Origin of the sequence: Pedobacter hartonius, from assembly GCF_900107535.1 — a bacterium.
In the GTDB taxonomy this organism is placed as follows: domain Bacteria; phylum Bacteroidota; class Bacteroidia; order Sphingobacteriales; family Sphingobacteriaceae; genus Pedobacter; species Pedobacter hartonius.
Window position 1 is genome coordinate 423539 of sequence record NZ_FNRA01000001.1, and the last position, 25745, is coordinate 449283.

At 41.5% G+C, this 25745-nt stretch carries 24 protein-coding genes and 1 other RNA gene; 17 read left to right on the plus strand and 8 right to left on the minus strand.

What is annotated here, in order from left to right; all coding sequences use genetic code 11:
- Nucleotides 1-144: 144 nt before the first annotated feature.
- Together BLW16_RS01900 and BLW16_RS01905 are read right to left on the minus strand one after the other, a co-directional pair.
- Nucleotides 145-1398, minus strand: coding sequence for a FecR family protein (locus BLW16_RS01900; RefSeq protein WP_090554587.1), 1254 nt, complete (start codon nucleotides 1396-1398; stop codon nucleotides 145-147).
- Between the two features lie 91 nt (nucleotides 1399-1489).
- Complete coding sequence (locus tag BLW16_RS01905; protein WP_090554588.1) at nucleotides 1490-2089, minus strand: RNA polymerase sigma factor; 600 nt, start codon at nucleotides 2087-2089, stop codon at nucleotides 1490-1492.
- 165 nt (nucleotides 2090-2254) lie between these two features.
- Here BLW16_RS01905 and BLW16_RS01910 point away from each other — a divergent pair, with 165 nt between their 5' ends.
- Entirely contained in the window at nucleotides 2255-2602 is a 348-nt protein-coding gene (locus BLW16_RS01910) for a hypothetical protein (RefSeq protein WP_090554590.1), read from the plus strand.
- A 43-nt stretch (nucleotides 2603-2645) separates the two neighbouring features.
- Here the strand turns inward: BLW16_RS01910 and BLW16_RS23820 are convergent, their stop codons facing one another.
- Complete coding sequence (locus tag BLW16_RS23820) at nucleotides 2646-2777, minus strand: hypothetical protein (protein ID WP_262497140.1); 132 nt, start codon at nucleotides 2775-2777, stop codon at nucleotides 2646-2648.
- Between the two features lie 336 nt (nucleotides 2778-3113).
- On the opposite strand from BLW16_RS23820, the gene BLW16_RS01915 reads away from it, so the two are divergent.
- The 5 genes from BLW16_RS01915 to BLW16_RS01930 all read left to right on the plus strand — a co-directional run bounded on the left by BLW16_RS01915 (nucleotide 3114) and on the right by BLW16_RS01930 (nucleotide 7619).
- Entirely contained in the window at nucleotides 3114-3605 is a 492-nt protein-coding gene (locus BLW16_RS01915) for a hypothetical protein (protein WP_090554591.1), read from the plus strand.
- A 48-nt stretch (nucleotides 3606-3653) separates the two neighbouring features.
- Nucleotides 3654-4589, plus strand: coding sequence for a hypothetical protein (locus BLW16_RS01920; protein WP_090554593.1), 936 nt, complete (start codon nucleotides 3654-3656; stop codon nucleotides 4587-4589).
- Between the two features lie 160 nt (nucleotides 4590-4749).
- On the plus strand, nucleotides 4750-5286 hold the full coding sequence (locus BLW16_RS23445; RefSeq protein WP_217631500.1) for an AlbA family DNA-binding domain-containing protein: 537 nt from the start codon (nucleotides 4750-4752) through the stop codon (nucleotides 5284-5286).
- 10 nt (nucleotides 5287-5296) lie between these two features.
- Nucleotides 5297-6106 carry an ATP-binding protein gene (locus BLW16_RS23450; RefSeq protein WP_217631501.1) on the plus strand — a complete coding sequence of 270 codons (810 nt, stop codon included), beginning with the start codon at nucleotides 5297-5299 and terminating at the stop codon, nucleotides 6104-6106.
- 415 nt (nucleotides 6107-6521) lie between these two features.
- On the plus strand, nucleotides 6522-7619 hold the full coding sequence (locus tag BLW16_RS01930) for a Fic family protein (protein ID WP_090554596.1): 1098 nt from the start codon (nucleotides 6522-6524) through the stop codon (nucleotides 7617-7619).
- An 84-nt stretch (nucleotides 7620-7703) separates the two neighbouring features.
- Here BLW16_RS01930 and ssrA read toward each other — a convergent pair.
- Together ssrA and BLW16_RS01945 are read right to left on the minus strand one after the other, a co-directional pair.
- Nucleotides 7704-8069: a transfer-messenger RNA gene (gene ssrA / locus BLW16_RS01935) on the minus strand.
- A gap of 470 nt (nucleotides 8070-8539) precedes the next feature.
- Nucleotides 8540-9463 carry an MBL fold metallo-hydrolase gene (locus tag BLW16_RS01945; protein WP_090555176.1) on the minus strand — a complete coding sequence of 308 codons (924 nt, stop codon included), beginning with the start codon at nucleotides 9461-9463 and terminating at the stop codon, nucleotides 8540-8542.
- Nucleotides 9464-9769: 306 nt separating this feature from the next.
- On the opposite strand from BLW16_RS01945, the gene BLW16_RS01950 reads away from it, so the two are divergent.
- Nucleotides 9770-9994: a hypothetical protein gene (locus tag BLW16_RS01950; protein ID WP_090554600.1), complete on the plus strand. Its 225-nt coding sequence runs from the start codon at nucleotides 9770-9772 to the stop codon at nucleotides 9992-9994.
- Nucleotides 9995-10348: 354 nt separating this feature from the next.
- Here BLW16_RS01950 and BLW16_RS01955 read toward each other — a convergent pair whose 3' ends face one another.
- The gene (locus BLW16_RS01955; RefSeq protein WP_090554602.1) at nucleotides 10349-11806 is read right to left on the minus strand and encodes an ATP-dependent DNA helicase; all 1458 of its coding nucleotides are present in this window, start codon (nucleotides 11804-11806) and stop codon (nucleotides 10349-10351) included.
- Nucleotides 11807-11858: 52 nt separating this feature from the next.
- On the opposite strand from BLW16_RS01955, the gene BLW16_RS01960 reads away from it, so the two are divergent.
- From BLW16_RS01960 to coaD, 3 genes are read left to right on the plus strand one after another with little or no spacing between them, the layout of a single operon-like run.
- A complete protein-coding gene (locus BLW16_RS01960; protein WP_090554604.1) occupies nucleotides 11859-12692 on the plus strand; it encodes a DUF3822 family protein in 834 nt (277 codons plus the stop codon).
- Nucleotides 12683-13222, plus strand: coding sequence for an RsmD family RNA methyltransferase (locus BLW16_RS01965; protein ID WP_090554605.1), 540 nt, complete (start codon nucleotides 12683-12685; stop codon nucleotides 13220-13222). Before BLW16_RS01960 ends, BLW16_RS01965 begins: the two co-directional genes overlap by 10 nt.
- Nucleotides 13223-13225: 3 nt before the next feature.
- Nucleotides 13226-13687, plus strand: coding sequence for a pantetheine-phosphate adenylyltransferase (gene coaD, locus BLW16_RS01970; RefSeq protein ID WP_090554607.1), 462 nt, complete (start codon nucleotides 13226-13228; stop codon nucleotides 13685-13687).
- On the opposite strand, the gene BLW16_RS01975 is transcribed toward coaD, so the two are convergent.
- On the minus strand, nucleotides 13684-14304 hold the full coding sequence (locus tag BLW16_RS01975; RefSeq protein WP_175470454.1) for an NUDIX hydrolase: 621 nt from the start codon (nucleotides 14302-14304) through the stop codon (nucleotides 13684-13686). The two genes, coaD and BLW16_RS01975, sit on opposite strands and share 4 nt — an antisense overlap.
- Nucleotides 14305-14519: 215 nt before the next feature.
- Here BLW16_RS01975 and pyrE point away from each other — a divergent pair, with 215 nt between their 5' ends.
- From pyrE to BLW16_RS02000, 5 genes are all read left to right on the plus strand, one after another.
- Nucleotides 14520-15164 carry an orotate phosphoribosyltransferase gene (pyrE, locus tag BLW16_RS01980; protein ID WP_090554609.1) on the plus strand — a complete coding sequence of 215 codons (645 nt, stop codon included), beginning with the start codon at nucleotides 14520-14522 and terminating at the stop codon, nucleotides 15162-15164.
- Nucleotides 15165-15183: 19 nt separating this feature from the next.
- Nucleotides 15184-15582 carry an SRPBCC family protein gene (locus tag BLW16_RS01985; RefSeq protein ID WP_090554611.1) on the plus strand — a complete coding sequence of 133 codons (399 nt, stop codon included), beginning with the start codon at nucleotides 15184-15186 and terminating at the stop codon, nucleotides 15580-15582.
- A gap of 268 nt (nucleotides 15583-15850) precedes the next feature.
- Nucleotides 15851-18463, plus strand: coding sequence for an ATP-dependent chaperone ClpB (gene clpB / locus BLW16_RS01990; RefSeq protein ID WP_090554612.1), 2613 nt, complete (start codon nucleotides 15851-15853; stop codon nucleotides 18461-18463).
- Nucleotides 18464-18820: 357 nt separating this feature from the next.
- Nucleotides 18821-21097: a glycosyltransferase family 4 protein gene (locus BLW16_RS01995; protein ID WP_090554614.1), complete on the plus strand. Its 2277-nt coding sequence runs from the start codon at nucleotides 18821-18823 to the stop codon at nucleotides 21095-21097.
- Nucleotides 21097-22098, plus strand: a complete 1002-nt coding sequence (locus tag BLW16_RS02000; protein ID WP_090554616.1) for a glycosyltransferase family 4 protein — start codon at nucleotides 21097-21099, stop codon at nucleotides 22096-22098. Before BLW16_RS01995 ends, BLW16_RS02000 begins: the two co-directional genes overlap by 1 nt.
- Nucleotides 22099-22127: 29 nt before the next feature.
- On the opposite strand, the gene BLW16_RS02005 is transcribed toward BLW16_RS02000, so the two are convergent.
- Entirely contained in the window at nucleotides 22128-23642 is a 1515-nt protein-coding gene (locus BLW16_RS02005; RefSeq protein WP_090554618.1) for a glycoside hydrolase family 130 protein, read from the minus strand.
- A gap of 400 nt (nucleotides 23643-24042) precedes the next feature.
- Here BLW16_RS02005 and BLW16_RS02010 point away from each other — a divergent pair, with 400 nt between their 5' ends.
- The gene (locus BLW16_RS02010; protein ID WP_090554620.1) at nucleotides 24043-24672 is read left to right on the plus strand and encodes an outer membrane beta-barrel protein; all 630 of its coding nucleotides are present in this window, start codon (nucleotides 24043-24045) and stop codon (nucleotides 24670-24672) included.
- Nucleotides 24673-24824: 152 nt separating this feature from the next.
- Nucleotides 24825-25697, plus strand: a complete 873-nt coding sequence (locus BLW16_RS02015) for a polysaccharide deacetylase family protein (protein WP_090554622.1) — start codon at nucleotides 24825-24827, stop codon at nucleotides 25695-25697.
- Nucleotides 25698-25745 lie beyond the last annotated feature (48 nt).

Genomic DNA, 25745 nt, shown 5'->3' on the forward strand with positions numbered 1-25745 from the left:
GGGCAATGGTTCCAACATTGTCCGGCTTCATTTAAGTCCCGTGTAGCATCAACTACAACATCGTAGACGTATTTTCATTTTCATACTGATTTTAAGTTTATAATTTGGTTATTGAGAGTGGTGTTATTTAATTTAAGCGCATTCTTAGTTCTGTGTGATGACGATCCTCCTTCTTCCCTGGTTATTTACTGGCGTTTCTATCCTGAAATTAATTTTGGCAAGGCTTAAAATTCTGAATGCTTTTGAAGCATCCATATTGCGGTACACCTCACCATTAAATTTATTAGCGGGCAATTTGCCCTGGTATGCTACATCTATATCGTACCACCTTGACAACTGGTTCATCACGGTATGTATATCGGCATCATCAAATTTAAAGATGCCATTCTTCCAAGCTACGGCAATGGCTGTATCTACTCTGCTTACTTTTATATGCTCATTGACTACGGCCTGCTCACCGGGAGCAATAATCTCTTCAGATACAGCAGATCTGCGCACGCGTACACTTCCTTCCAATAGGGTTGTTACTGAAGTTTTTTCTTCTCTATAGGCGTTGACGTTAAAATGAGTACCGAGCACTTCTACTTCCTGCCCCCTGCTGGTCACAATAAAAGGCATTCTGCCATCAGCCTTGTGTATTTTTGAAACTTCAAAATAGGCTTCACCTGTTAGTTCAACCCTGCGTTCTTTTAAATCAGCGAATGAGATGGGGTATTTTAAAGAAGAAGCCGCATTCATCCAGACATGTGTACCGTCCGGCAAAAGAACCTGATACTGACCACCGGCAGGTGTTGAGATCGTATTGTATTGGATTTTCGCATCTGTTCCTGGCCTGGTTTCCTGAGTACCTTCCTTGGCCTGATAGACTAAACGGCCATCTGCTGTTTTACTGACACGTACATTTTCTTCCTCTGCAAGTTGACCATTCGCTGCATCGGTCAGGCATAATTTTGTGCCATTTGCCAATATTAAAATTGCCTTGTTCCCTCCAGGTTTAAGTTCTCCCTTGTAACTGCTATACGCTATCCGTTTTCCCTGTTGCTGTCTGTTTGAGAAATAGAAGGCAACGGAAAGTGCAATCAGAACGATTGCGGCCCCCATCATTTTTGTCCATAAAGGTAACAAACGGACAGCCGCTGAGCTTTGTACCGGCGGCGCTGGTGCTAAAATTTCGGGTTCTGAAAACTGAAAAACCCGGCTTAGAACTTTAGTTTTCTGCTCTTCATCCAGTCCGTTGTTAAATTTTGTTTTCGCGAGATACTGATCCATCAGTTTATACAAAAGAATTTTGTACTGCGGGTTATTTATCATCATCATAAACTCAGCAGTTTCCTCCGGGGTGGAGGATCCGCTTACATACTGTTTAAACAAAAAATTCAGTCTTGTATCAATATTCATTAGAGCACGTTATTTCCACTATTCTACTGCTTGACGCATAGAATGGGAAACAGGGGTAACGGAAAAATAAATAAATTTACAAAAGGAGTAATCACCTCTTTATGAAGAAGATAAAAATTATGATTGTGGCATCCATATAATGAAAATATGTTCTGATGGATTTAAGTGCCAGCTTCATGTGTGTATGAACTGTCCCGGGAGAGATGTTTAATTTTGCGGCAACCTCATCATACTTCAACCCTTGCTCATGGCATAGCTCATATACCAGTTTGCGCTGAGGGGGCAGAACATCTACCGCTGCTTTTAATATTTTAGTAGATTCATTGTATAAGATCCTGTGTTCTGAACTGTTAGACCCAACTAGTTCAGGCTGCGTCAATTTTGCCATCCGCAGCGATTCTGCAGCAATCTTCCTTAAGGCAGTATAACTTTGGTTTCTTGCCATCCGGTTGATGTATCCGCCAAAATTCTGAATGTTCTCCATGTCTCTGCGGTTTACCCATATTTTAATGAAAATATCCTGAACGATCTCTTCAGCCTGGGATTTTGAACGCGTTAACCTGAGCGCATAGTCATAAACCAAAGTCTGATACCTTTCAAATAGTTCGGTAAAAGACTTTTGGTTACCTGAAGCAACTTTGTGCAATAGTTCTTTTTCCAGGTTTTCATCGTATGATTTATCTGCGTACATCAATTTTTGTCAGAATAGATAACGAATATAACTAATCGGGTTGAATTTCAGTTCTGTCATTAAAAAAAACGAAAATTTAATTGACATCCATTTCCAAGTTGATGCTGTGACACCAGTGAAACAGTACTCAAAGCCCATGAACAGGCATTTGAGTACCTTGGAGGTATGCCGCAGGAAGTGGTGTATGATCAGGACCGGCTCTTTTTGGTCAATGAGAATCTTGGAGAGCTGATGCTAACCGAACGCTTTCGAAGCTATGTTTCCCAGCGCTGCTTCAAGACCTATTTCTGCCGAGCCGCTGATCCTCAAAGTAAGGGAAAAGCAGAGAATATGGTCAAATATGTAAAACAAAACTTTCTGGCAGGCAGGTCTTTTAAAGATCTGGAAACGCTCAACCAGGAGGCTCATGCCTGGCTTGCACGTACCGCGAATGCCTTGGCACACGGAACCACTATAAAGAATACCCGCAAGGGAAATGGAAGAAGAGGCTTATATCCCCTATACAGTCCGTAAAGACAATACCATCAGCTGAAAGAGTAACTTTTACAGCCTGCCCTTAAGAACCTATAAGGGACATGATATTCATATCCTCAGCCCAGATTGCGTCACTAAGTTCCAGTTTTTCAGAAGGTGATAATTTTTTCACCGCATCTTTTAATTGTCCAAATGATAATTCTACTGCGATCATAATATTTTCTTTATGCCTTTAACAAATTTAGCTAAATTTTTCTCTAATAAAAAAGGCCTTTGAAAGTATCTCAAAGGCCTCTGTGGAGCTGAGGAGGGCTTAAATGAACCCTTTGTACGGCTTTTAATGCTTGTTAGGGCGGTAAATGAGGAAAATGTTTTGGAAAAAGAGGTTGAAGAGGGGATTGAATATTGAGCAGTTTTGATAGGTTAGAGGGATTCCAACGAACACCAACTAAATTTATCAAGAGCAAATTGTCCCTTTTCAAGACAAAGATTAGTTTTCCACAATTACTTAAGATTATATATTTTTGGTACTACTAACTTTTTTCATTTAATGATACTTGCAAATAATAAAAGCAGCCACGATCTGCAGCTCCGTGACCTGAAACTTATCATGAATATCTTTGAAAAAATGAATAGGCTTGAATATGATTTTGCATGGGCCAATCAGATTACTGATGAATTGATGGTTCACCAGCCTTTTCTCGCCTCAATGATGGCAGGCTATAAATTTGATTTGCCACCACAAGAAATGGATGAAGTACTTAAATTATATGTTGCTGTTTGGGAGTTCTTCAAGACCGATCCTATGGCAAAAGTTACAGCGATTACCGAATCACAATTTGATCGTTTGCACACGTTCAATGTCAACTTAATGGCAAAAAATGATTCAGTGGATGGGGGAACGATCAGTGTATTGCTGAGTGTAATAATACAGCGTTTTGGAACACGACCGACTTTCCAACAAATGAATGTCCAAAAATTGGGAGCGCTGATAGTTGGGATAAGAAGTACCATTGAGTGCTTTCAGGAGCTAGTTATGTAGAATTCATAATTCTATATTTGTAAATTATCACATATCAACACAATTAAAATGGGTATAGCAGATGACTTCATGAATTCATTCCTTGCCGCCTATCCTCAAGCGGGTGACGGCAAGCTAAGTATGGAAGAACTTAACGGGCTCATGGAAAAACATCAACAAAAGATAAACAAGAGCCCGCTTGATGATTTCGATGGTTTGAGTCCGGAGCAGATGAACTTTCTGCTGTATGCCCCATTTTCCCCAGGAGGTTTATTGCAGTTTAGAAAAAATATAGATGTCCATCTTGGTAAAGTACCTTTTTTTAAGCTTTCAGAGATACTCGTAAATGAAATACAACAGGCAGGCAGTTTAAAACTAACTGTAAATGGTAATCTCCCTGTGCGTATATGCGAACTATTGTGTAAGCAAAACCTGATCTACTGGCCCTACATGAAATTTGTGAAAAGAATCCGTGAAGAAGAGATACCATATCTCTGGCCATTAAAGCAATACCTATTGGATTCAGGGATGGTGAAAAAACGAAACAATGCTTTGTCTCTGACAAAAACCGGAGAGAAAATGCTCAAAGAGTCTACGGCTGCTCGTTTTATCCAAATATTCAATTATGTAGTCACACGCTTCCATTGGGGTAATTTCTATGGTCTTCAAGACGACGGAAAATCCGGTCAAATGGGCTGGGCATATTCATTGGTACTTTTGGCAAAATATGGAGATAGCCCCCGGAAAAGCGATTTCTATAGCTTTAAGCTGATTCAGGCATTTGAAAGAGACTTATGGAATGCACATCAGAAAGCCAAAGAAGAAAAAGCTACTGAAGATTATCAACGTGCCTATAACATTCGTTTCTTTGAATGTTTTGCAAACTGGTTTGGGCTTGTAACCATTGAGCGTAAAAAGGATCATAGTATTTCCTACTTAGATCAACTGATCATAACTAAATCAGAACTATTCGACCAACTTTTTGAAGCGAATTATACTCGATAAAAGACTATTATCAAATTGATCTAAAAGCGCTTCCGTGCAGAATACTGGCAGAATTCGTCAGATCAATAAATATTACACGCCACCTAACCTTTCCTATTCACCAAATTTACAAGCATATAATCTATATTTGTCAAAAGTCCTTATCGACCACTAAAGAAACATGTTAACAGCCTCAGATATACAACTCATTATTGCCGGCGGAGAAGGATACAATGCAGAATTTAAAATATCTGTACCTTCTAAAGTAAAAGAGCTTACGGAGGAAATTTGTGCTTTTGCTAATGCCGCAGGCGGCACTTTACTGATTGGGGTGAATGATGATAATGAACTTAAAGGTGTTCATATTGATAATGCGAAGCGGTCTGCTATACAAAATAGTATACGTGAGATTACACCCATGCTGGACACTAGTTTTTCTTTAGTAGAAGTTGATGGAAAAATTATAGCAGTAATTGAGGTTCCATCCGGAATGAACAAACCATATGTATTATCTGGGGCCATCTATGTTCGAGTTGGGCCAAACTCGCAGAAGCTGACCACAGCAGAGCAGATGCGCGATTTTTTTCAGCAGGCGGACAAAATTCATTTCGATGAAATACCTTGCAAGCAATTTAACCCTCTTAATGACATTGACCAGCATATGCTGAGTGAATTCAGGCATGCAGCAAAATTAGAACCAAGCACACCAGATTTATAATAGCTTAAAAATGCTGGCAGGAAATGGTAGTTTTAAAAATGGCTCTGTTCTCTTTTTTGGTAAGGCACCTGAAGATTATTTCGATAAAGCAATTATACGTTGTGTAGCGTTCCGTGGTACCGACAAAAGATTCATTACTGACGATAAAAATTACCGCGGACCATTGTACCTCCAATTTCTTAAAGCTATGGAATGGGTCAGAGGTAAACTTGATGTTGCTTACGATATAGAAGGACAAGGTTCAAGTCCAAGAAAAGAAATATGGGAAATTCCTGAAAATGCGTTCAAAGAAGCTATTATTAATAGTCTATCTCACCGTGACTATTACGACAAGGGGGCTACTATAACGGTAGAAATTTTTGATGACAGGGTAGAGATCAGTAATCCTGGTGGGCTGGTCAGCGCAATCGATCAGGCGGATTTTGGTACACGCAGCCATTCCAGAAACCCACTTATATTTGGTCTATTTAATAGAATGAACATGGTTGAGCAAATTGGTTCGGGCATCAGCAGAATGAATAAACTGATGAATGAGGCAGCATTGCCGCAACCGGAATACAGGATTAAAGGAATGTTTACAGTAATTTTCAAGCGGCCGATAAAAACTGTGGTAAAACCAGATGATACTGTGGTAAAAACTGTGGAAGAAATCATATTTCAACTTATAAGAATGAATTCTAAAGCGTCTAGCAGGGAGATGGCAGAAGCTACAAACCTAACCATAAGAGGAGTCGAATATCAGCTCAATAAGTTAAAAAGCTCTGGTAAGATCGAAAGAGTTGGCCCTGCAAATGGAGGGTATTGGCGAATAACTGATTAATAAGATTTAGTCGTAAGAATGTGAGCCAACCTAATAAACAAAGGCCTCTGTGGAGATTGGGATGATTTAGACGAACCCCTCGTGCAGCTTTTGATGCTGGTTAGGGCGGTTAATGAGGAAAATGTTTTGGAAAAAGAGGTGAAGGAAGAAATTGAATATTGATCGGTTTTTAGAGATGAGAGGGATTGTATCGAACCCTATCTGTTTAAAGGATCACTTAGATTTCTCATGTAAAGAATTTATACATGAGAACCTTATCATGTATAAAAAAATCATAAATATTTACATGAGACCATATATCATCTAAAAGCACCATCAAAATTCATCATGTAAAGAATTTGTACATGAGAGTCTTATCATGTACAAAAATATTGATTATCTTTACATGACAACCACGAAGACTTAAAGGCCGTGAATGAAAAAGCAGATAAAACAGATTAACGAAAAGCCTTATAATAACTTACCATTACTACCTCCAGCAATAGAGGATATTGAAAGCATATTGATACTTCGACAAGTAAATAAATCGTCTATAAGACTGGCAGAACTAAAAGGACTTGCTCAAACATTACCAAACCCAAACATTCTCCTTAATGCTGTTATTTTGAAAGAGGCTCGTGTCAGCTCAGAGATAGAAAATGTAATAACTACACATGATCAGCTTTATCAGGCCTTGTCAACAAATAATTTGAATGTTAATAGTGCTACAAAGGAAGTTTTAAGATACCGTGAAGCAATATTGATGGGCTACAATCTGATTCAGAAAAAAGGCTTCTTGAATACCAATTCAATTATTGATATTCAGGAGGTCTTGGAAGAAAATAATGCAGGATTAAGGAAACTACCTGGTACTTCCTTAAAAAATGCACTAACAGGTGAAGTCATATATACGCCTCCGGATGACAAAGACAAAATCCTGGACTTAATGAAAAACCTAGAGCACTATATTAATGATCAGGATGATTTATCGCCTTTAATTAAGCTTGCCGTTCAACATTACCAATTTGAAAGTATTCATCCATTTTATGATGGTAATGGGCGAACAGGAAGAATCATAAATGTATTGTATTTGATTTTAAATGGAATGCTAAATAGCCCCATACTCTACTTAAGTAATTACATTATTAAGCACAAAACCGATTACTACAGGTTACTCCAGGAAGTTCGTGAAAAGAATAACTGGGAAGAATGGATAATCTTCATGTTAAAAGCTGTAGAAGAAACTGCTGAGGAGACAATTAAACAGATTGAAGAAATCAATTACTTCTTTAATGCAATGAAGGCGGAAATACGAGAAAAAGCACCAAAATTATATAACAAAGAACTTCTTGAATTATTATTTGAACAGCCTTATTGTAAGGTGGAATTTTTAGTTGATAGGTTACAAATATCAAGGGTGACAGCGGCAAAATATTTAAAAGGATTAGAACTAACTGGACTACTAAAGTCAAAGAAAATTTGGAAAGAGACTATTTATATCAACATTGGATTATTTGAAATATTGAAGCAGTAACACATCTATCGTAGTACCATTATTAAATTAAAATCATCAAATAATTAACATAAAAAAAGGCCTTTGAGATGATCTCAAAGGCCTGTGTGGAGCCGAAGGGGTTCGAACCCTTGTCCAGTTGTGTGGCAAATTATGCCTTCTACATGCTTATTTTCCACTTTATTTTCGGGATCAGACGGGCCGGAAACCTACCTTGCCTTTCTCCTTAGATACTTTATCTCACAACTGTACCGTACCTTACAATTGCCAGCGTAATTATTTCGATGCCCCAGATTCTGGCCTAAAAACGCAGCAACCAGAGGGACAAAAGCTATTTAATTCTAAATTAAGCAGCTAAGGCGTAGTTATTTTCGCCAATCAAAGTGTGAACGTTCTCTTTAAAGTGCTCTCCGTACAACGCACTGCATGCTAACATACGTACCTCCACCCTGTCAAATCCAAAACGGCCCCAGTACGCACATAATGGTTGTGGCTAACTAATCCTTTCCAACCATTATGCTACAAAAATACGAAAATTATGCCAGAACAGACATAAAAAAGAAAATACAGTCCCTTTTACCCGGCCAGCAAGCCGAAAAAGAAAGTATAACCCACCCCTTTTTCACTTTCAAGCCAGATCCTTCAGCCATATACTGAACGATTTCAGCAGACAAATACAAGCCGCTTCCAAATCCGGAAATATGCTTTATTATGAGCAATTTATACCCTGTAAAAGCGCCCATATAATTTTTCCTTATCCTGCGGACGAATGCAGATACCTTTATCTCTTACGCTGATCTGTACGGAATTGCCTGTCCGCCGACACCTGAGTTCCACTACCCGACCCCGGGTGCTTTGCCCCTACATTTCGCGGTATGGGATTTAGCGGATTAATAATAGTGTATTCTATTATCTCTGCATCGGGCAATAAGCCAAACCTATTAAAATAACATTTTTTTCCCCTGAACCGGAAATACCAGATTAAGGTGGAGCTGGTCATCCTTTTTAAGTTCCATGATCAATTCCTGTTTTTCCTGGCCGAAAGCTTTCATATGGGTAATCACAATGGGTACCTTTTGTAATTTTTCCAGCCCCGACAGTTTCCCCAGTTTTTCCAGCTCCTGTATCAGCAAATGTGGGGTCAGGTGACCGAACAACAGTTTTTCAGGCTGCTTATCAAAAAACGATGTTTCTATAAATATTGCTTTCAGCCTGTTTTCTTTTACCAGAGGGGCAATCTGCTCCCAGAGTTTTTGAAGGTCGCCCGACTTTTCAATCTGATCAGCACCTGTATCACCAAGATACAACAGGTACTTGTTCTCATGACTGATGAGGAAAGCAGTGCTCTCATAAGAAGGGCCATGACTTAGCGGAAAGGCTATCACCTCCATCTCAGTGCCCATAAGCGCTATCTTTTCCTTTTCCCGGAGATATACATAAGTGTATTTATCCAGGTGGGGAAGCTCTCCCTCATTGGTGAAATTTGCCCATGCTTTCCAGGTGAAATATTTATCCTTCAATACTGCCGCAACAGACGGTAGCGCATAGATGTTTTTTGGTGAGTCTTCGGGAGAATTCATGATCAGACCCGCAACATGGTCGAGATGTGGATGTGAAACCAGGTAACCTCTGATATTTTTTTTCAACACCATCTCAGCAGGACCTTCTATTGCCTTGTTAGCGATGGCCACATCAATCCCATGTCTGATGGTGCCGGCATCTGCACAAATAAAATTATCGCTTCCCGATGCTGCGATCATATAAGCCGAAAGGTTGCTTTCATCAAGCCCTCCCATGGTGCCCAGAGGAATTACCTTAAAAGAGTAATCCAAATGCTGCGCATGCAGACTAGCTGAACATAACATAAACAAATAAAAAAGTAGAGCACCTGTTCTTTTGATCATACCCGAAAACCGCAGCTTAACGTTAATAACTGCGTATAAACAAATATATATTTTTTATCATACCCCAAAAAACATCATCAGTGTTTAAATATTAGGAGGAGGAAAGATGATCTCCCGTATTTTTATGCTTTCTGGCGGTGAAAAAAATCAGACCCTATTTTATCGGAATGCTGATGCACAACCCCGCGTGTTCCTGCGCAAAACTTTCCTGTTTAATGGCAGGATTAGTGCATATGTAAACTACATCCGCGTATTAAAATAAGAATCATGAGAAGTATAAATATCAGAGTGAACCACGAAATCTATAAAGTGGAACAACTTGTTTCAACCATCAATATCTATAAAATCATTCACTCAAAGGGTTTCTACGAGATTACAAGGAATAGATTTAGCGGAAAATGGAAGCTGTTAGTACAAACCGATCACTCGGCAGAATTGCCTTTAACATCTATCGGTAAAGCAATAGAAGAGAACCTGGGGGTGCTGAATTAATTTCCACATCGATAAACTGTTGATTTTGTTACCCACATTGTTCTTAAATTTCCCATATTTTACTACTTTTGATCCGAAATACATTCATTAGCAAAATACCAATAAAATCATATCATATGTCCAACACTGAAGTAACCACCATCATACTTATTCTTTGTATCATAATCGCGGTAGCGGCTTACTCTCTTTCTTTTTTAATCAAAAAGAAAAATACAGAAGATAACCACTAAAAGCACGTCACTACTATTCATTTCTTTTAAATGCTTTATGAGACCGTTGACAAATGGCTCCTCATGAGGAATAAAAGATATGCATCAATTTTTCCCACAGATTCAATCAAGGGAAAGCTATTCATCAATAGCTTTCTTCCGCCGGTTCGGCAAACAGGTTTGGTGCAAAGTTCACCAGGAAAAGTTCCATTTTGGACCTCGTCACCGCAGTATACAACCATCTTAAGAATTCAAGGTCTATCATTTCATCAGTCAGGTAACCCTGATCAACAAATACAGCATCCCATTGACCGCCCTGGGCTTTGTGACAGGTAACTGCATACGCGAATTTAATCTGCAACGCATTATAGTAGGGGTCTTCCTTGATGGCCAGCATGCGCTCACGTTTATTAGCGATATGGATATAATCTTCTGATACCCCTTCAAACAGCTTTTTACTATCTTCATAAGATAAGTTTGGCGTTTCTCCCTGTAACGTATCAAGCATCACCTTACAGGTAACATGCCCCGCATCCGGGTAATCCAAAAATTCCAGCTGTACTTCCGAGAAACGGAACCCATAACGCTCCTCTTCATTTCTCACCCTGACGATCCGCGCCATATCACCATTGGCAATAAAGGATGTCGCTTCGTTATCCGGCAGCCAGAAGTAATTGTTCCGTACCACCATAATCTGATCTCCGCCCGTCAGCTCTTCTTCACGGTATAATAACCTCGCCCTGATTTGCTGGTTGTACACATTGGCCGATTTGTTGGAGCGGCATACCACCAGCGAGTTTTCGATATCAAATTTGCTGTAAGCATATTCCAGCCCCTCCACAAGCTTTAGTCCCGTCATGCGGAAAATATCCTTATATCCTTTCGTGATAAATCTTGGCAAAGCCATTTTTTCTGTTTCAAGCCCCTCTTCAACCTTTTCTATATGGGTATTGATCAGGTCCCGCAGCATCGAGGCATTGGCAAGTATACCCGATTTCTGCCCCTGTCTGACAACCTCCCGCAGCTCCGTCTCCATTACCCGTAGCCCGAAGCTCTGCTCAATATAGGTTTTGTTTAATGCCGGTGAGTCAAGACTGCCCACAGGTGGCAGCTGCGCCGTATCGCCTACGAACAGTACGCCGCAATTCTTGCCATTGTAAATGAACTCCATGACATCTTTCAAAAAAGATGAGCCGTTCCGGCTATTCCACTCATCTGCGATCATAGATGCCTCATCTATGATAAAAAGGGTGCGCTCAGCCAGGTTTGGTGCCAGCTGGAAAGCCATATCTGTGGAGACGGCAGACCGCTTTCTGTAAATCTTTTTATGAATGGTAAGGGCCATTCTGCCCGAATAGCTGGTCATCACTTTCGCCGCACGCCCTGTTGGAGCCAGCAAAACAGCACGAAGTTTAAATCCCGGAAGCGCTTTTACCAGTGCAGCAACCGAAGTAGTCTTCCCCGTACCGGCGTATCCGCGTAAAATAAAACAGCCATTATCAAGGTCGCCCGATAAAAATTCGGCCATCTGCCGGCAGAAAACAAGCTGCTCAGCCGTGGGCTGGAACTGATAAGACTGGGCAATTATTACGGCTTTATCCATTTTACAAATATGCAATGGTGTGGTTATAGAAAAAAGAATTAATTTTGCTAAGATGAACAATAGTAAAAACAGCATCCTATTAGTGGATCCAGAGTTTGATCCCAATACTGCCGCAGACTGTAATTTGTTATTGAAAATTACCGCAGACAGCTTTTCGTATGCAGTAATAGACAAGAACAGCAGGCAGCTGAAAGCTGTTTTTGACCAGCAGGAATGTGACGATACAGCCGCTGAACTGGCTTCTGCCCTGAAAAAGGATAGTTATCTGCAGCTGCCTTTCCGCGAGATCAAAGTCTCGGTATATACACCAAATACAATTGCCGTTCCTAACGGGATTTTCAATGGCAGTGAGTTGGAAAGTTATGCCAATTTCTTTGCTGACGCAACTTCAACCCAAGTAAATACCTCCCTTTTTGCCCAATTTGGATTTACTTCAGTATTTAAACTGGAACAATTTACGGAGGAAACCCTGAATACTTCTCTGGCCAGTGCTGCCAGGTACGAACATCATGCTCCCTTGCTCGCCCTTGCATCTGATGCTGAAGGAACTGCCCTCCTGCTGGATTTTACTGCAGGCTCTTTCAATGCGCTGCTGCTGCAAAACCATAAAGTGATCTTTCAGAACAGCTTTCAGATCGATACACCCGACGAATTCAATTATTACCTGCTGCTGCTGATTCAGGAATTAAAACTTGCCCCTGCTTGCTCAACGGTACTGCTTAGCGGAATTATTCACCAGGACGATAGTTACTATAACTGCCTCTGCAAATATTTTGATAATATCCGTTTTAACCTTCCTCCTGCCGTTGATATTGATCACGCTATCCTTGATGATATGCCGGCTCATTACTACAGCAGCTTATTAGCCCTCGACCTATGCGTATAATTGGCGGTAAACTTAAAGGTATCCGCTTGAATGCGCCTGCCAGCCTTCCTGTAAGGCCTACTACGGATATGGCCAAAGAGGCGCTGTTCAATATTCTTTATAATACCTATGATTTCGACAGCTGTAAAGCGCTCGATCTGTTTTGCGGAACAGGGAACATCAGTATTGAATTTGCTTCCCGCGGCATCAGCCACGTTACTTCAGTAGATAAACACTCCGGCTGTATCTACTGGGTCAAATCGGTGGTAGATAAATACAAGCTGACAGAAATAGAACTGCAAAAGGCAGATGTATTTAAATTCCTCGAGCAGCATACCAAATCTTACCAGATCATATTTGCAGACCCTCCATATGACCTCCCTACGATCCCGCTTATCCCTCAGCTGGTAGCAAAGAATAAGCTGCTGACTGAAAACGGAGTTCTGGTAGTGGAACACCCCTCGCTCCTCAAGTTAAATGACCAGCCGGGATATTCCGAAACACGCAGATATGGAAACTCTTCGTTCAGCTTTTTTAACTATACCCCTTAAATCATGAAGATAGCTCTATTCCCGGGATCTTTCGATCCATTGACCATCGCACATGCAGATATCCTTAAACGAGCCTTACCTCTGTTCGACAGAGTGATCATCGGCATAGGCCTGAACAGCTCCAAGCAAAGCTTCCTCTCATTAGAAATAAGGGAAGAGATCGTAAAGTCTGTGTTTGCAGGTTATAATAACATCGCGGTACAATCATACGAGGGATTAACCATAGATTTCTGCAAAAAGATCAATGCCACCTACATGATCCGCGGGATCCGCTCCGTGGGAGATTTTGAATATGAGAGGGCAATCGCGCAGATCAACCAGACCATGATGCCCGAAATGGAGACCATCTTCATTCTGAGCAAACCCGAATATTCAGCCATCAGTTCCACCATAGTACGGGATATTCTCCGTAACCATGGTGATGTTACGCCCTTTCTTCCAAAGGAAGCGCTGCGTTTCCTTTAAACCTTTTCTCTGATGAGTTTACCTGCCTTCAGTACGTCTACGATAGAAGGATAGGTATTTTTGAGCACAGATTTCAGGTCTGATGCTGTTAACCACTCTGCTTTGGTGATCCCCTCTTCCTTCTGAGGGATCAGCTTCGGCACTCCCTTAACGGTCATACTGTACCAGTTCGTCCGCTTCAGTACAAGTTTACCACTCATTTCATACACATGATAGGTTTTGCACAACCTTTCATCGTTGGTAGCGATCTTCACACCGCATTCTTCCTCTACCTCACGCAGTCCGGCTTCCTTCATTCCCTCGCCCTTTTCAACTTTACCCTTTGGCAGGTCCCATTTCTTATTCCTGAAAATAAACAGGTATTGCCCTTTTGCATTTTGCACCAGGCCACCGGAAGCCTTAATGATGGTAAGTGTCTTTTTTATCTTTTGAAAAAGAGCTTTTGGATCTTCACTGATGATCGCATAGGGTGTTGCAGAAAACTTCCCCAGTTTCTCGTAAAAGGCCTTAAAGTTAAACCCTTTCTCTTCAATACCCTGAATTGTTTCCGTTTGCCCGGGCAATTTATCCGCAATGATCAGTGTATTATCGTTAATGTAAATCCTGTATATTTTCATCAGTATGATCGTTATTAAAAATATCCTCCCAAGCAGGTTTTATCGAATATTTCCGGAAATAAAAGTATAAAAAATCTCAGCTTTACAAAGAGGATTACACGATTATTTAGTTTTAAACCCACTACTTTCTATTTATCGCATTGAGTATCAATTGTTGGCAAAAAAAGGACAATTGGTCTATACAAGAAAGGCATTATTTTAAGTAATTTTGTAACATGTATAATAAAAGTGATGTTGAATTAAAGGTAGCTGAATTTTTACTTCAAATTAAAGCAATAAAATTACAGCCAAATAACCCCTTTACCTGGGCTTCAGGCTGGAAATCTCCGATTTATTGTGATAATCGAGTAACGCTCTCCCATCCCTCAATAAGAACATACATCCGGCAAAAACTTACACAACTGATACAGGAAGAATTCGGATCTGTAGACCTGATCGCAGGCGTTGCAACGGCAGGTATTCCGCAAGGTGTCCTGGTTGCCCAGGAATTAGGATTGCCATTTGCCTATGTAAGAGCTAAAGCCAAAGAACATGGAACAGGTAGCCTGATTGAAGGAGAGATCGTTGAAGGCCAGCGCGTTGTAGTGGTAGAAGATCTGATCTCTACCGGAAAGAGCAGTTTACAGGCAGTAAATGCATTGAAGGAAGCAGGGTTGTCTGTTGCCGGCCTGGTATCTATATTTACTTATGGATTTGATATTGCCGATGAAAACTTCAAAGAAGCGAAATGCCGCTTTGCAACCTTATCTAACTATAATACCCTAATAGAATACGCAGCGGAAAACAGCTTTATCGCCCAAAGCGATGTCGATGTGTTGAACCAATGGCGCAGAAACCCATCAGAATGGGGACAAAACTAAGATAAAAACCCAGTATAGTATGACCATTATTGAAAGTGCCACAGTAGTAAATAAGCCCGTAGAACAAGTATACACGTATTTAGCCGACCTTAACAACCATCAGCAGCTGATGCCGGAGAATATTTATAACTGGACATCCACTGCTGACGAAGCTACGTTTACCATTCAAAATATGGCAAAACTGTCGATCAAAATATCCAGCCGTATAGAAAATCAGGAAGTGACAGCGATTCCGTCCGAGAAAGCCCCCTTTGATATTGAACTGAAATGGACAGTGGCAGATAATGGTGATGGCACCACTACCGTCAAACATATTCTTTCAGCAGATTTAAACATGATGATGAAAATGCTGGCCTCAGGTCCTTTACAGAAACTGGCAGATCATCAGACCGAACGTCTGACTGAAGTCTTCGGATAACCTTTAAAAGCTTTCTGCTTCAAACACCTTATGCTGGTCCATGATCACCAGGAGGATAATACAGCAGAAAGCCCTCCTAACTTATATCCTGCCTATCAAACCGGTGATTCATCTGTAAAATTGCGAAAGTAAAAAGCAAATCCAGACAAAAAATCAGCTCAATATACTTAGGAACAGCCATTTATTCAGTTGATCCAAAAATTTCAGGACATAATTTCCGATAGGCCGCGATTACATAAGATGGCATCTGATTTGATCTCAGTCAGGCATGAACTTCAACAACTTTACCATAAAAGCACAAGAAGCTATTCAACAGGCTTCTGAAATAGCCCAGGGCAACCAGCAACAGGCTATTGAGACAGCTCACCTGCTTAAAGGACTGCTTACTGTTGATGAAAACGTAGTTTCTTATGTATTAAAGAAACTCAACGTGAACCTGAATAACTTAAACCAGCAGCTGGATGAACAGATTGCAAGGTTCCCCAAAGTAAGCGGAAGCAACGGATATTTATCTTCGGGATCAAATTCCGCGCTGCAAAAGGCACAATCTTATCTGAAAGAATTTAAGGATGAATTCGTCTCAGTAGAGCATGTTTTGTTAGGACTGCTTGCAGTGAACGACAATACTTCGAAATTATTAAAAGATCAGGGCGTGACCGAAAAAGATCTCAAAAAAGCAATCGCAGCCCTGCGGGGAGATAACAGAGTGACGGACCAGAATGCCGAAGCAACGTATAATGCATTGAATAAATATGCCCGCAATTTAAACGAATATGCCGAGTCCGGAAAACTAGACCCCGTAATCGGGCGGGATGAAGAAATCCGCCGCGTGATACAAATCCTTTCACGCAGGACGAAGAACAATCCTATCCTGATCGGTGAGCCCGGAGTTGGTAAAACTGCCATCGCCGAAGGTATAGCCTTCAGGATCATCAAAGGTGACATTCCTCAGAACCTGAAAACAAAGACCGTATATTCCCTTGACATGGGAGCCCTGATTGCAGGAGCAAAATATAAAGGTGAATTTGAAGAGCGCCTGAAAGCAGTAGTGAAAGAGGTATCACAAAGTGATGGCGACATCATTCTTTTTATAGATGAGATCCACACCCTGGTAGGTGCAGGTGGCGGCGAGGGGGCAATGGATGCTGCAAACATCCTGAAGCCGGCTCTGGCACGCGGAGAATTACGCGCAATCGGCGCCACTACCCTGGATGAGTATCAAAAATACCTGGAAAAAGACAAAGCCCTGGAACGCCGTTTCCAAAAGGTAATTGTAGATGAACCGGATACCCAGGATGCAATTTCTATCCTGCGCGGATTGAAAGAAAGATATGAAACGCACCATAAAGTCAGGATTCGTGACGAGGCGATCATAGCCGCAGTGGAAATGTCGCAGCGTTACATCAACGACAGGTTCTTACCGGATAAAGCAATTGACCTTATGGACGAAGCGGCCTCCAAACTACGCCTTGAAATGGACAGCGTACCGGAGAATGTGGATGAGCTTGACCGTAAGATCATGCAGCTGGAAATTGAAAGGGAAGCTATAAAAAGAGAAAACGACGATAAAAAAGTAAAATCTCTGGGCGAAGAAATAGCAAACCTCTCCGCTGAACGTGATGAACTGAAAGCCAAATGGCAGGGTGAAAAAGATGTTGTAGACGGCATCAACACACTACTGGAACAAATCGAGAACTATAAGCTGGAGGCCGACCAGGCAGAACGTGCGGGTGATTATGGAAAGGTAGCTGAGATCCGCTACGGAAAGATAAAAGAAACACAGGATAAGGTAGAGCAGCTGAAAGTAACATTGGAAAGTCAGCAGGGTGAAGGCCGTATGCTGAAAGAAGAAGTTACAGCAGACGATATTGCCGGTGTGGTAGCACGCTGGACAGGCATCCCCGTAACCAAACTGGTATCCAGTGAACGCGAGAAGCTGTTACATCTTGAAGATGAGCTTCATAAACGCGTGGCAGGTCAGGATGAGGCTATTGAAGCGATATCGGATGCAATCCGCCGCTCCAGAGCGGGGTTACAGGACAAACGCAAACCTATAGGATCATTCATATTCCTGGGAACAACAGGAGTAGGAAAAACTGAACTGGCAAAAGCTTTGGCCGAATTCCTGTTCAATGATGAAAATGCAATGACCCGTATTGACATGAGTGAATACCAGGAAAGACATGCAGTGTCACGTCTGATCGGTGCGCCTCCCGGATATGTGGGATACGATGAAGGCGGACAACTAACCGAAGCAGTACGGCGAAAACCATATTCTGTGGTGCTGCTGGACGAAATTGAGAAAGCCCATCCCGATGTGTTCAACATCTTGCTGCAGGTGCTGGACGATGGCCGCCTTACAGACAATAAAGGCCGTACCGTGAACTTTAAGAATTCGATCATCATCATGACATCGAACATTGGTTCTCACCTGATCCAGGATAACTTTAAGGAACTGGATGACAATAACAGGGATGAAGTGATCGCCAAAACCAAGAATGAACTCTTCGAACTGCTGAAACAAACGATCAGGCCGGAGTTCTTAAACAGGATAGACGAACTGATCATGTTTACCCCGCTGAACCGCAGCGAAGTGAGGAATATTGCAGCACTTCAGTTCAGGCATGTTCAGGATACACTCGCAGAAATGGGTGTGGAAATTGAAGCATCTGTGGAGGCATTGGACTGGCTTGCGGAATTAGGCTACGATCCGCAATTTGGCGCCAGGCCGCTGAAAAGAGTGATACAGAAACGTATTTTAAACGAATTGTCTAAAGAAATACTTGCCGGAAAGATCAGCAAAGACAGCAAGATCAGGCTGGACATGTTCGACAAGCATTTTGTATTCCTTAATACAACAGCTGAAAAGGCTGAATTATAAGTAAATACGTGAAAATCCGGCTATTCCAAAAGAATAGCCGGATTTTTTATGCGTTTTTAAATAATTTACTTAATTCTGACTCTCGGCAACGTTATAATAGCTTTTTTTTCACGCGGAGACGAAGATATAAAACAATATGGCTGAATAATTGATTAGATTGTAGAATTCACTTATCTTGTATATGAAACCACCAGAAGATTACACATCCTCCGTATCAGAAGAACCTCTTCTGAAAGCTTCATTCCAAATAAAAAACAATATATAAAAGATGAAACCATCAGGAGATTACATATCGTATTTTCTAGGCCATGCTACTTCTGATAGCTTCATTTCAATTAAAAAACAATATATATCCCAATGAAAATAGCTTATATATCAACTTACCCTCCTCGCGAATGCGGTATTGCTACATTTAACAACAACCTTTTAAAAGCAATTGCCCACGATACAAAATCGGTATCAGCAGATAGCTTTGTGGTGGCAATGACAGATTCAGAAGATCTAAGTACTTACGAGTTTCCTGATGAAGTTCAATATGTCATCAGACAGGAAAACCAGAAAGACTATATCAGGGCTGCAGATTATATCAATACCAGCCTTACAGATGTATGCATTTTAGAACACGAGTTCGGAATATATGGCGGCGAAAGCGGTGTATATATTTTACCACTGATCGCCCGTTTGCAAAAACCGCTGATCACTATTCTGCACACTGTATTAAAAGACCCGTCTTATATGCAATTGACCATTATCAGGGAAATTGCTAAATATTCTTCAAAAATTGTAGTGATGAGTCACCGTGCTGTAGGTTTCCTGACCAGCATATATGGTATTCCTGAAGAAAAGATCAAATTGATTGAACACGGTGTTCCGGATCTTGAGCCTAAAGCACACAACGAGGTTAGAAACTCATTGGCATTTAAAGGTAAGAAGGTACTCTTTACTTTCGGACTGATCAGCCGCAACAAAGGACTGGAAACAGCCATTGAAGCACTGCCTAAAATAGTTGCACAGAACCCCGATGTATTATACGTGATCCTCGGAACTACCCACCCTGGAGTAATTAAGAACTCAGGTGAGGAATACAGGGACAGCCTGAAACGGCTGGCAAAAAAACTGAATGTTGACAAAAACCTGATCTTCATCAACAAGTTTGTCTCTGAAGAGGAACTGTTCGATTATCTGACAGCTGCCGATATGTATATCACGCCATACCTCAACGAAGCGCAGATTACCAGCGGAACTTTATCTTATGCAGTGGGGTCAGGTGCAGCGGTAATTTCTACTCCATACTGGCATGCACAGGAACTGCTGGCCGAAAACAGGGGAAAACTGTTCGACTTTAAAGATTCAGACGGACTTGCCGATATCGTTAACGATTTATTTGAGAACGAAGAGCAGTTACGCGAATTGAAGGCCAATGCCTATAACTATGGATTACACCTGCGCTGGCCAAATATCGGCAGTGTATTTATCAATACCTTGCAGGAATCGATTCTTGATGCGCAGCTGATTCCAGATGAAAACAAACCAATCGTAGATCCTGATATGATGCCTGCATTCAGTATGGCACATGTGCAGCGCCTGACAGATGATACCGGGATTGTGCAGCACGCAAAATATGGTATTCCTAATTTGAAAGAAGGATACTGTGTAGATGATAACGCCAGGGCATTGCTTATGGTGACCATGGCATGGCAGCAGAATAAAAGTAAGGTTGCGCTTGAACTGTTGCCTGTATACCTGAGTTACATTCAATATATGCAGCTTGACGACGGTAACTTCAGGAATTTCCTGAGTTTCAGACGTGAGTATCTGGATGAAGTAGGTACTGAAGACTCCTTCGGCAGAACGATATGGTCCTTAGGTTACCTCATCAACAATGCCCCGAATAACTCTTACAGAGAGTTTGCAAAAGAATTGTTTATTAAGTCGGTACCCCACTTTGATAAGTTACGACACTTAAGAGGACTGGCAAATACGATGATAGGACTAAGCAGCTACCTGAAGTCACAGCCCTTTGATGAATACTTTATTGACGAACTGAATAAGCTGGCAAAACCATTAAAAGCAGCTTATCACGCGAATAAAGGCGACAACTGGCACTGGTTTGAGGAAAAACTGACCTACGACAATGCGATCTTGCCATTGGCGCTGTTATCTCATTATGAAACTACACAAGACCAGGAATCATTGGCCATCGGCCTTGAAAGTATGGAATACCTGACGGCCAAAACGCTGGATAAAGGTTACCTAAACCCTGTAGGAAATGACGGATGGCTGCACCGCGATAAGGATATGGCAATTTACGATCAGCAGGCTATCGAAACGATGGCCATGGTGCTGATGTACTTCAAAGCCTATGAGATCACGCACGACCTGAAATATATCAGCCAGATGTACCTGAGTTACCAGTGGTTCCTCGGAGAGAACAGCCTGAGACTGCCTTTGTATGACTACGAAACCAAAGGTTGCGGTGACGGGATACAGCCTTATGGCATCAATAGGAACCAGGGAGCAGAAAGCACGCTGGCCTACTGGATATCACACCTTACAGTACTTAAATCCCTGGAATTTGAATATGAATTCAGCGGAAATAAAACAACTCAACCATTGAAAGAACAGGCTGTTTAATGAAGATAGCCGTTTTATCGCCTGTTGCATGGAGAACTCCCCCACGCCATTATGGCCCGTGGGAACAAATGGCTTCCAACCTCACAGAGGGGTTGGTGGCCGCAGGTATGGAAGTTACTTTATTTGCTACAGGAGAATCCCTGACCAGCGCTGTACTCAAAAGTGTAGTAAAAAAGGGATATGAAGATGAACGCGGGCAGGATGCCAAAGTACTGGAATGTCTGCATATCAGTAACCTGATGGAACAGGCCGGTGATTTCGACCTCATTCACAACCATTTTGATTTTCTTCCGCTTACCTACTCCGGACTGATCAAAACCCCTGTGATTACTACCATACATGGTTTTTCTTCGGAAAGGATCATCCCTGTCTATCAGAAATACAACAGCCAGGGTTATTATGTTTCCATTAGTGATGCCAACCGCCATCCCCTGTTAAATTATCTGGGGACGGTTTATAATGGGCTGGATACCGCTAATTTCAGTTTTAACCCGATAGCCGGGGAATACCTGCTGTTCTTTGGCAGAATACATCCGGACAAAGGCACGGCCGAGGCTATCCAGATTGCACAGAATAGCAAAAGAAAACTCATTATCGCAGGAATTATTCAGGACGAGCAGTATTTTAAGGAACGGATAGAACCCCTGCTGAATGAAGATATCGTATTTATAGGCTCTGCAGGGCCTGAACAGCGAAACGAACTGCTGGGTGGCGCATCTGCCCTATTACACCCTATAAACTTTGCGGAACCTTTTGGCCTGAGCGTAGCGGAAGCTATGTTATGCGGAACGCCTGTGATTGCCTTTAACAAGGGATCTATGCCAGAGCTGATACAGAATGGCAAGACAGGTTTTTTGGTGGAAGGCGTGGAGGATGCTACTGCTGCAGTGGCCACATTAGCCAACATCAACAGGAAAAACTGTCGCCAATGGGCAGAACAACAATTTTCGAAAGAAAAAATGGTAGAAGACTATCTCGCCCTCTACCATCAGATAGTATAATTTAATCAGCTCATTTCTGAGCTGATTTTTTATTTTTCCGCTTTTACCGGTTCCTGAACAACTTCAGCTTCCTGAGCAGCTGCTCCTGAACTCAGGAGTTTTTCCAGCAGGAGGTCAATTTTGACCGTCGCGAAGGAAGAACAGTAGTCGGATAGGCCGTATGGAATAATCAGCTCTCCATTATGGATAATGGACCCGCAGGAATACAGCACATTCGGTACATACCCTTCTCGCTCATCATTATTGGGAATAACCAAAGGCTCCGTCAACCGGCCGATCTCTTTAGAAGGATCTTCCAGGTCAAGCAGGCTCGCACCCAGGCAATACCGTCGCATAGGACCCACACCATGTGTGATGACCAGCCAGCCTGCTTCCGTCTCAATCGGCGAGCCGCAATTACCGATCTGGATAAATTCCCAGGGGAATTGCGGGTGCTGCAATTTCACAGGATGGTCCCATACTGTAAGTTTATCAGAATACATCAGGTAGTTGTTCCATCCGTCGATACGGGATATCATTGCATATTTACCATTGATCTTTCGCGGGAATAAGGCGAGATTCTTATTTGCTGCGCCTGCGCCATGCAGTGGACTGATTTTAAAATCATAGAAATCTGTAGTCTGCAATAGCTTAGGCATGATCATCGCACCGTCAAAGGCAGTATAAGTGGCATAATAGATCACACTGCCGTCCTCTTTTACAAAACGTACAAAACGCGCATCTTCAATACCTTTACGCTCAAACTCTGAAATGGGGAAGATTACACGGTCTGATATATCGGTATCCCTGGAGAAACTGATCTCGTGATAGGTATCCGACAACCAAAGTACTTTGTCATACTCCAGCTTCTTCAAATCATTTTCCTGCAGGTTCCTGGAATCGAGAATGATCCTTCGCAGGATGGTATAGTCGAATTTATCATCCAGTTTGGTACCCAGTTCATCAAGAATGTTCAGGTCGATCCTCGAATCTGCTGCTTTTTTAAGGAATAACTTTTTATTGTACACTGCGTTACGTACCACCTCAGCCTCGTCAATGTAGTTTCCTGCCGGCTGAACGGTAATGTTTCCTTTACTGTCTACCAGGGCCCTTCTGAAGACTACGGATGAAATGTGGCCTTCTCCCACTGCCCTGAAACTGATAATAAGCCTTTTCTCGCCCTCTACAAGTTCGGACTGATCTGGATCTTCCACTACTGAAGGATTAAAAAAGGCTGCTGATTCAATAGAATACTCATGGGTGAAATACGAGCCTAACAATAAGCGCTGATACCTGCTGAGTCCTTCATAATCAATATCCAGCTCATCAAGGGCATATTTAATCTTCTTACAGTTGCGGGCCAGAATCTTTGTAATGTTCCTGTGCCGCTTTGAATACTCCTGCAGGATAGGAGAAATGAGACCAAAAACTTCATTGGCCGGCAAAGCTACAACTCTCCTGATGACTTCTCTAGCCCTTTCATCTCCGTTAAAAAAGAATCTGGCGATTACACGCTTGGGATCAGGATATACTTTTATTGGTTTTCGTTCAATTAATAATCTCATGTTATAGTAACGTTTTTAGGCCTCATAAAGGTTTAATGAATTTAGATTTTTTTTGTTACAAACCACTTAATTATTATTTATTTCGAATATTGAAAATTAAAATAAGATTAAAAAATCTGACATATTATCAAGGAAAACCTGACACATCAACAAAGAAAGTCAAACTGTCCTAAAACCTGTCAGCGTGAATTCCATGTTAATATTTTGTTAATTGTCATCCTAAAATAATAAGGCCAAAACTAAATCAATTTATCAGTCTATCAATTAGCGATTTATAAAAAACCGCGTTTCCAGAAAACTGCGCTGGTTATTCTTTGGCACCAGTCTTGACTATATGCGAACCATAGTCAGGTACTAACCAAAAAAAGCCTGACATTTTATAAATTAAAAAAGCAACAAAATGAAAAAATTACTATTATCATTATTAACAGTTTCTGCATTAGCATTTACTACCCAGGCACAAACTGAAAAAGGAAACTTTATGTTAGGCGGTAACGTTGAGTTCAACTCAGGTAAAACTGACGGAAACCCAAAATCAAACATTGATTTTTCTGTAATTCCAAGTGCAGGATATTTCATCGCAAATAATATCGCGGTAGGTACTGGTATCGGTTACCAATTCTCTAAAGACTATACTTATACTACGATCAACCCTGCAACTGGTTTCTCTACAAAAACAAGTGCTTTTGTGATTTCCCCTTTTGCACGTGCTTACAAAGGTATCACTGACCAGTTCAAATTTTTCGGACAATTGTCAGTTCCATTGTCTTTTGGTAACACAAAAGTTGGCGATGTAAACGGAGATAACTTCGCAAAAGTTAGCAAAGACAATAACGTTGGTGTTGCATTATCACCAGGTTTCGCATTCTTCCCAAGCAAAAAATTCGGTATTGAATTCTCTGTGAACGGAATCAGCTACAATGACTACAGCAGAAAAGATGGCAATGACAACGACAATGGCGGAAGCAAAAACTTCAACATCGGTGCAAACTTCTTTGCTCCAAAAATTGGTGTTCAGTTCTACTTATAATATGTAGGCACTTTACACATTTTTTTAGTTTTTGAAACAAGACCCGGTATGCTGCCGGGTCTTGTTTTGTTTATTGCTGTGATTTAATACAGAATATTGACTGCTGATTTCATAGTTTTGCAGCCAACATATAAAATATATCAATTACCTGAATGAAACACTATATTCTATCCATTACTGCGGCTGCCTTATTGTTAAGTGCCGGCTGCCAGTCTAAGTCAAAAACCGGCACTACAGATGCCACGGCAGACAGTACATCAAAATCCCCTGCCGCTGCCCCGGTGTCAACAGCTAAAGCTGTAGATATTTCAGGCGTTAAAGTGGCTGATGCAAAGACAATCCTGGCCCGCAAGCAGGTTCCGGTACTGTGTTACCACCAGATCCGCGACTGGAAACCTACAGACTCAAAAACTTCCAAAGATTATATCGTACCTATCGCAGTATTTAAAGCCCAGATGAAAATGCTCGCAGACAGCGGGTACCATACCATCCTGGCCGATCAGCTTTATGACTACCTGAACAACGGTACCGCATTGCCTAGTAAACCTATTGTACTTACTTTTGATGATACAGATGTAGACCAATACACTATCGCAGAGCCTACCCTTACAAAATATGGTTACAAAGGCATCTATTTTATAATGACGGTTTCTCTAGGCAGACCACACTACATGAGCAGGGCCCAGGTGAAAGACCTTTCTGATAAAGGAAACGATATCGGTTCCCATACCTGGGACCACCACAACGTAAAAAAATACCAGGGTAAAGACTGGGAGATCCAGATTGACAAACCAACAAAAACACTGCAGGAAATTACCGGTAAAAACATCCACCATTTCGCCTATCCTTTCGGGTTGTGGAATCCGGAAGCTATTCCTGAACTCAGGAAAAGAGGGTTCAAAAGTGCTTTTATCTTAGGTACAAAACGTGACGAGCACGATCCCCTATTTACCATCAGGAGGATCATTGCAAGCGGATACTGGACCCCAAAAACACTGAGCAACAGCATTAAAAATAGCTTTTAAAAGCTATCAATTTATACAAAAAAAATTCTTTTAAAAGGCCCTCAATGG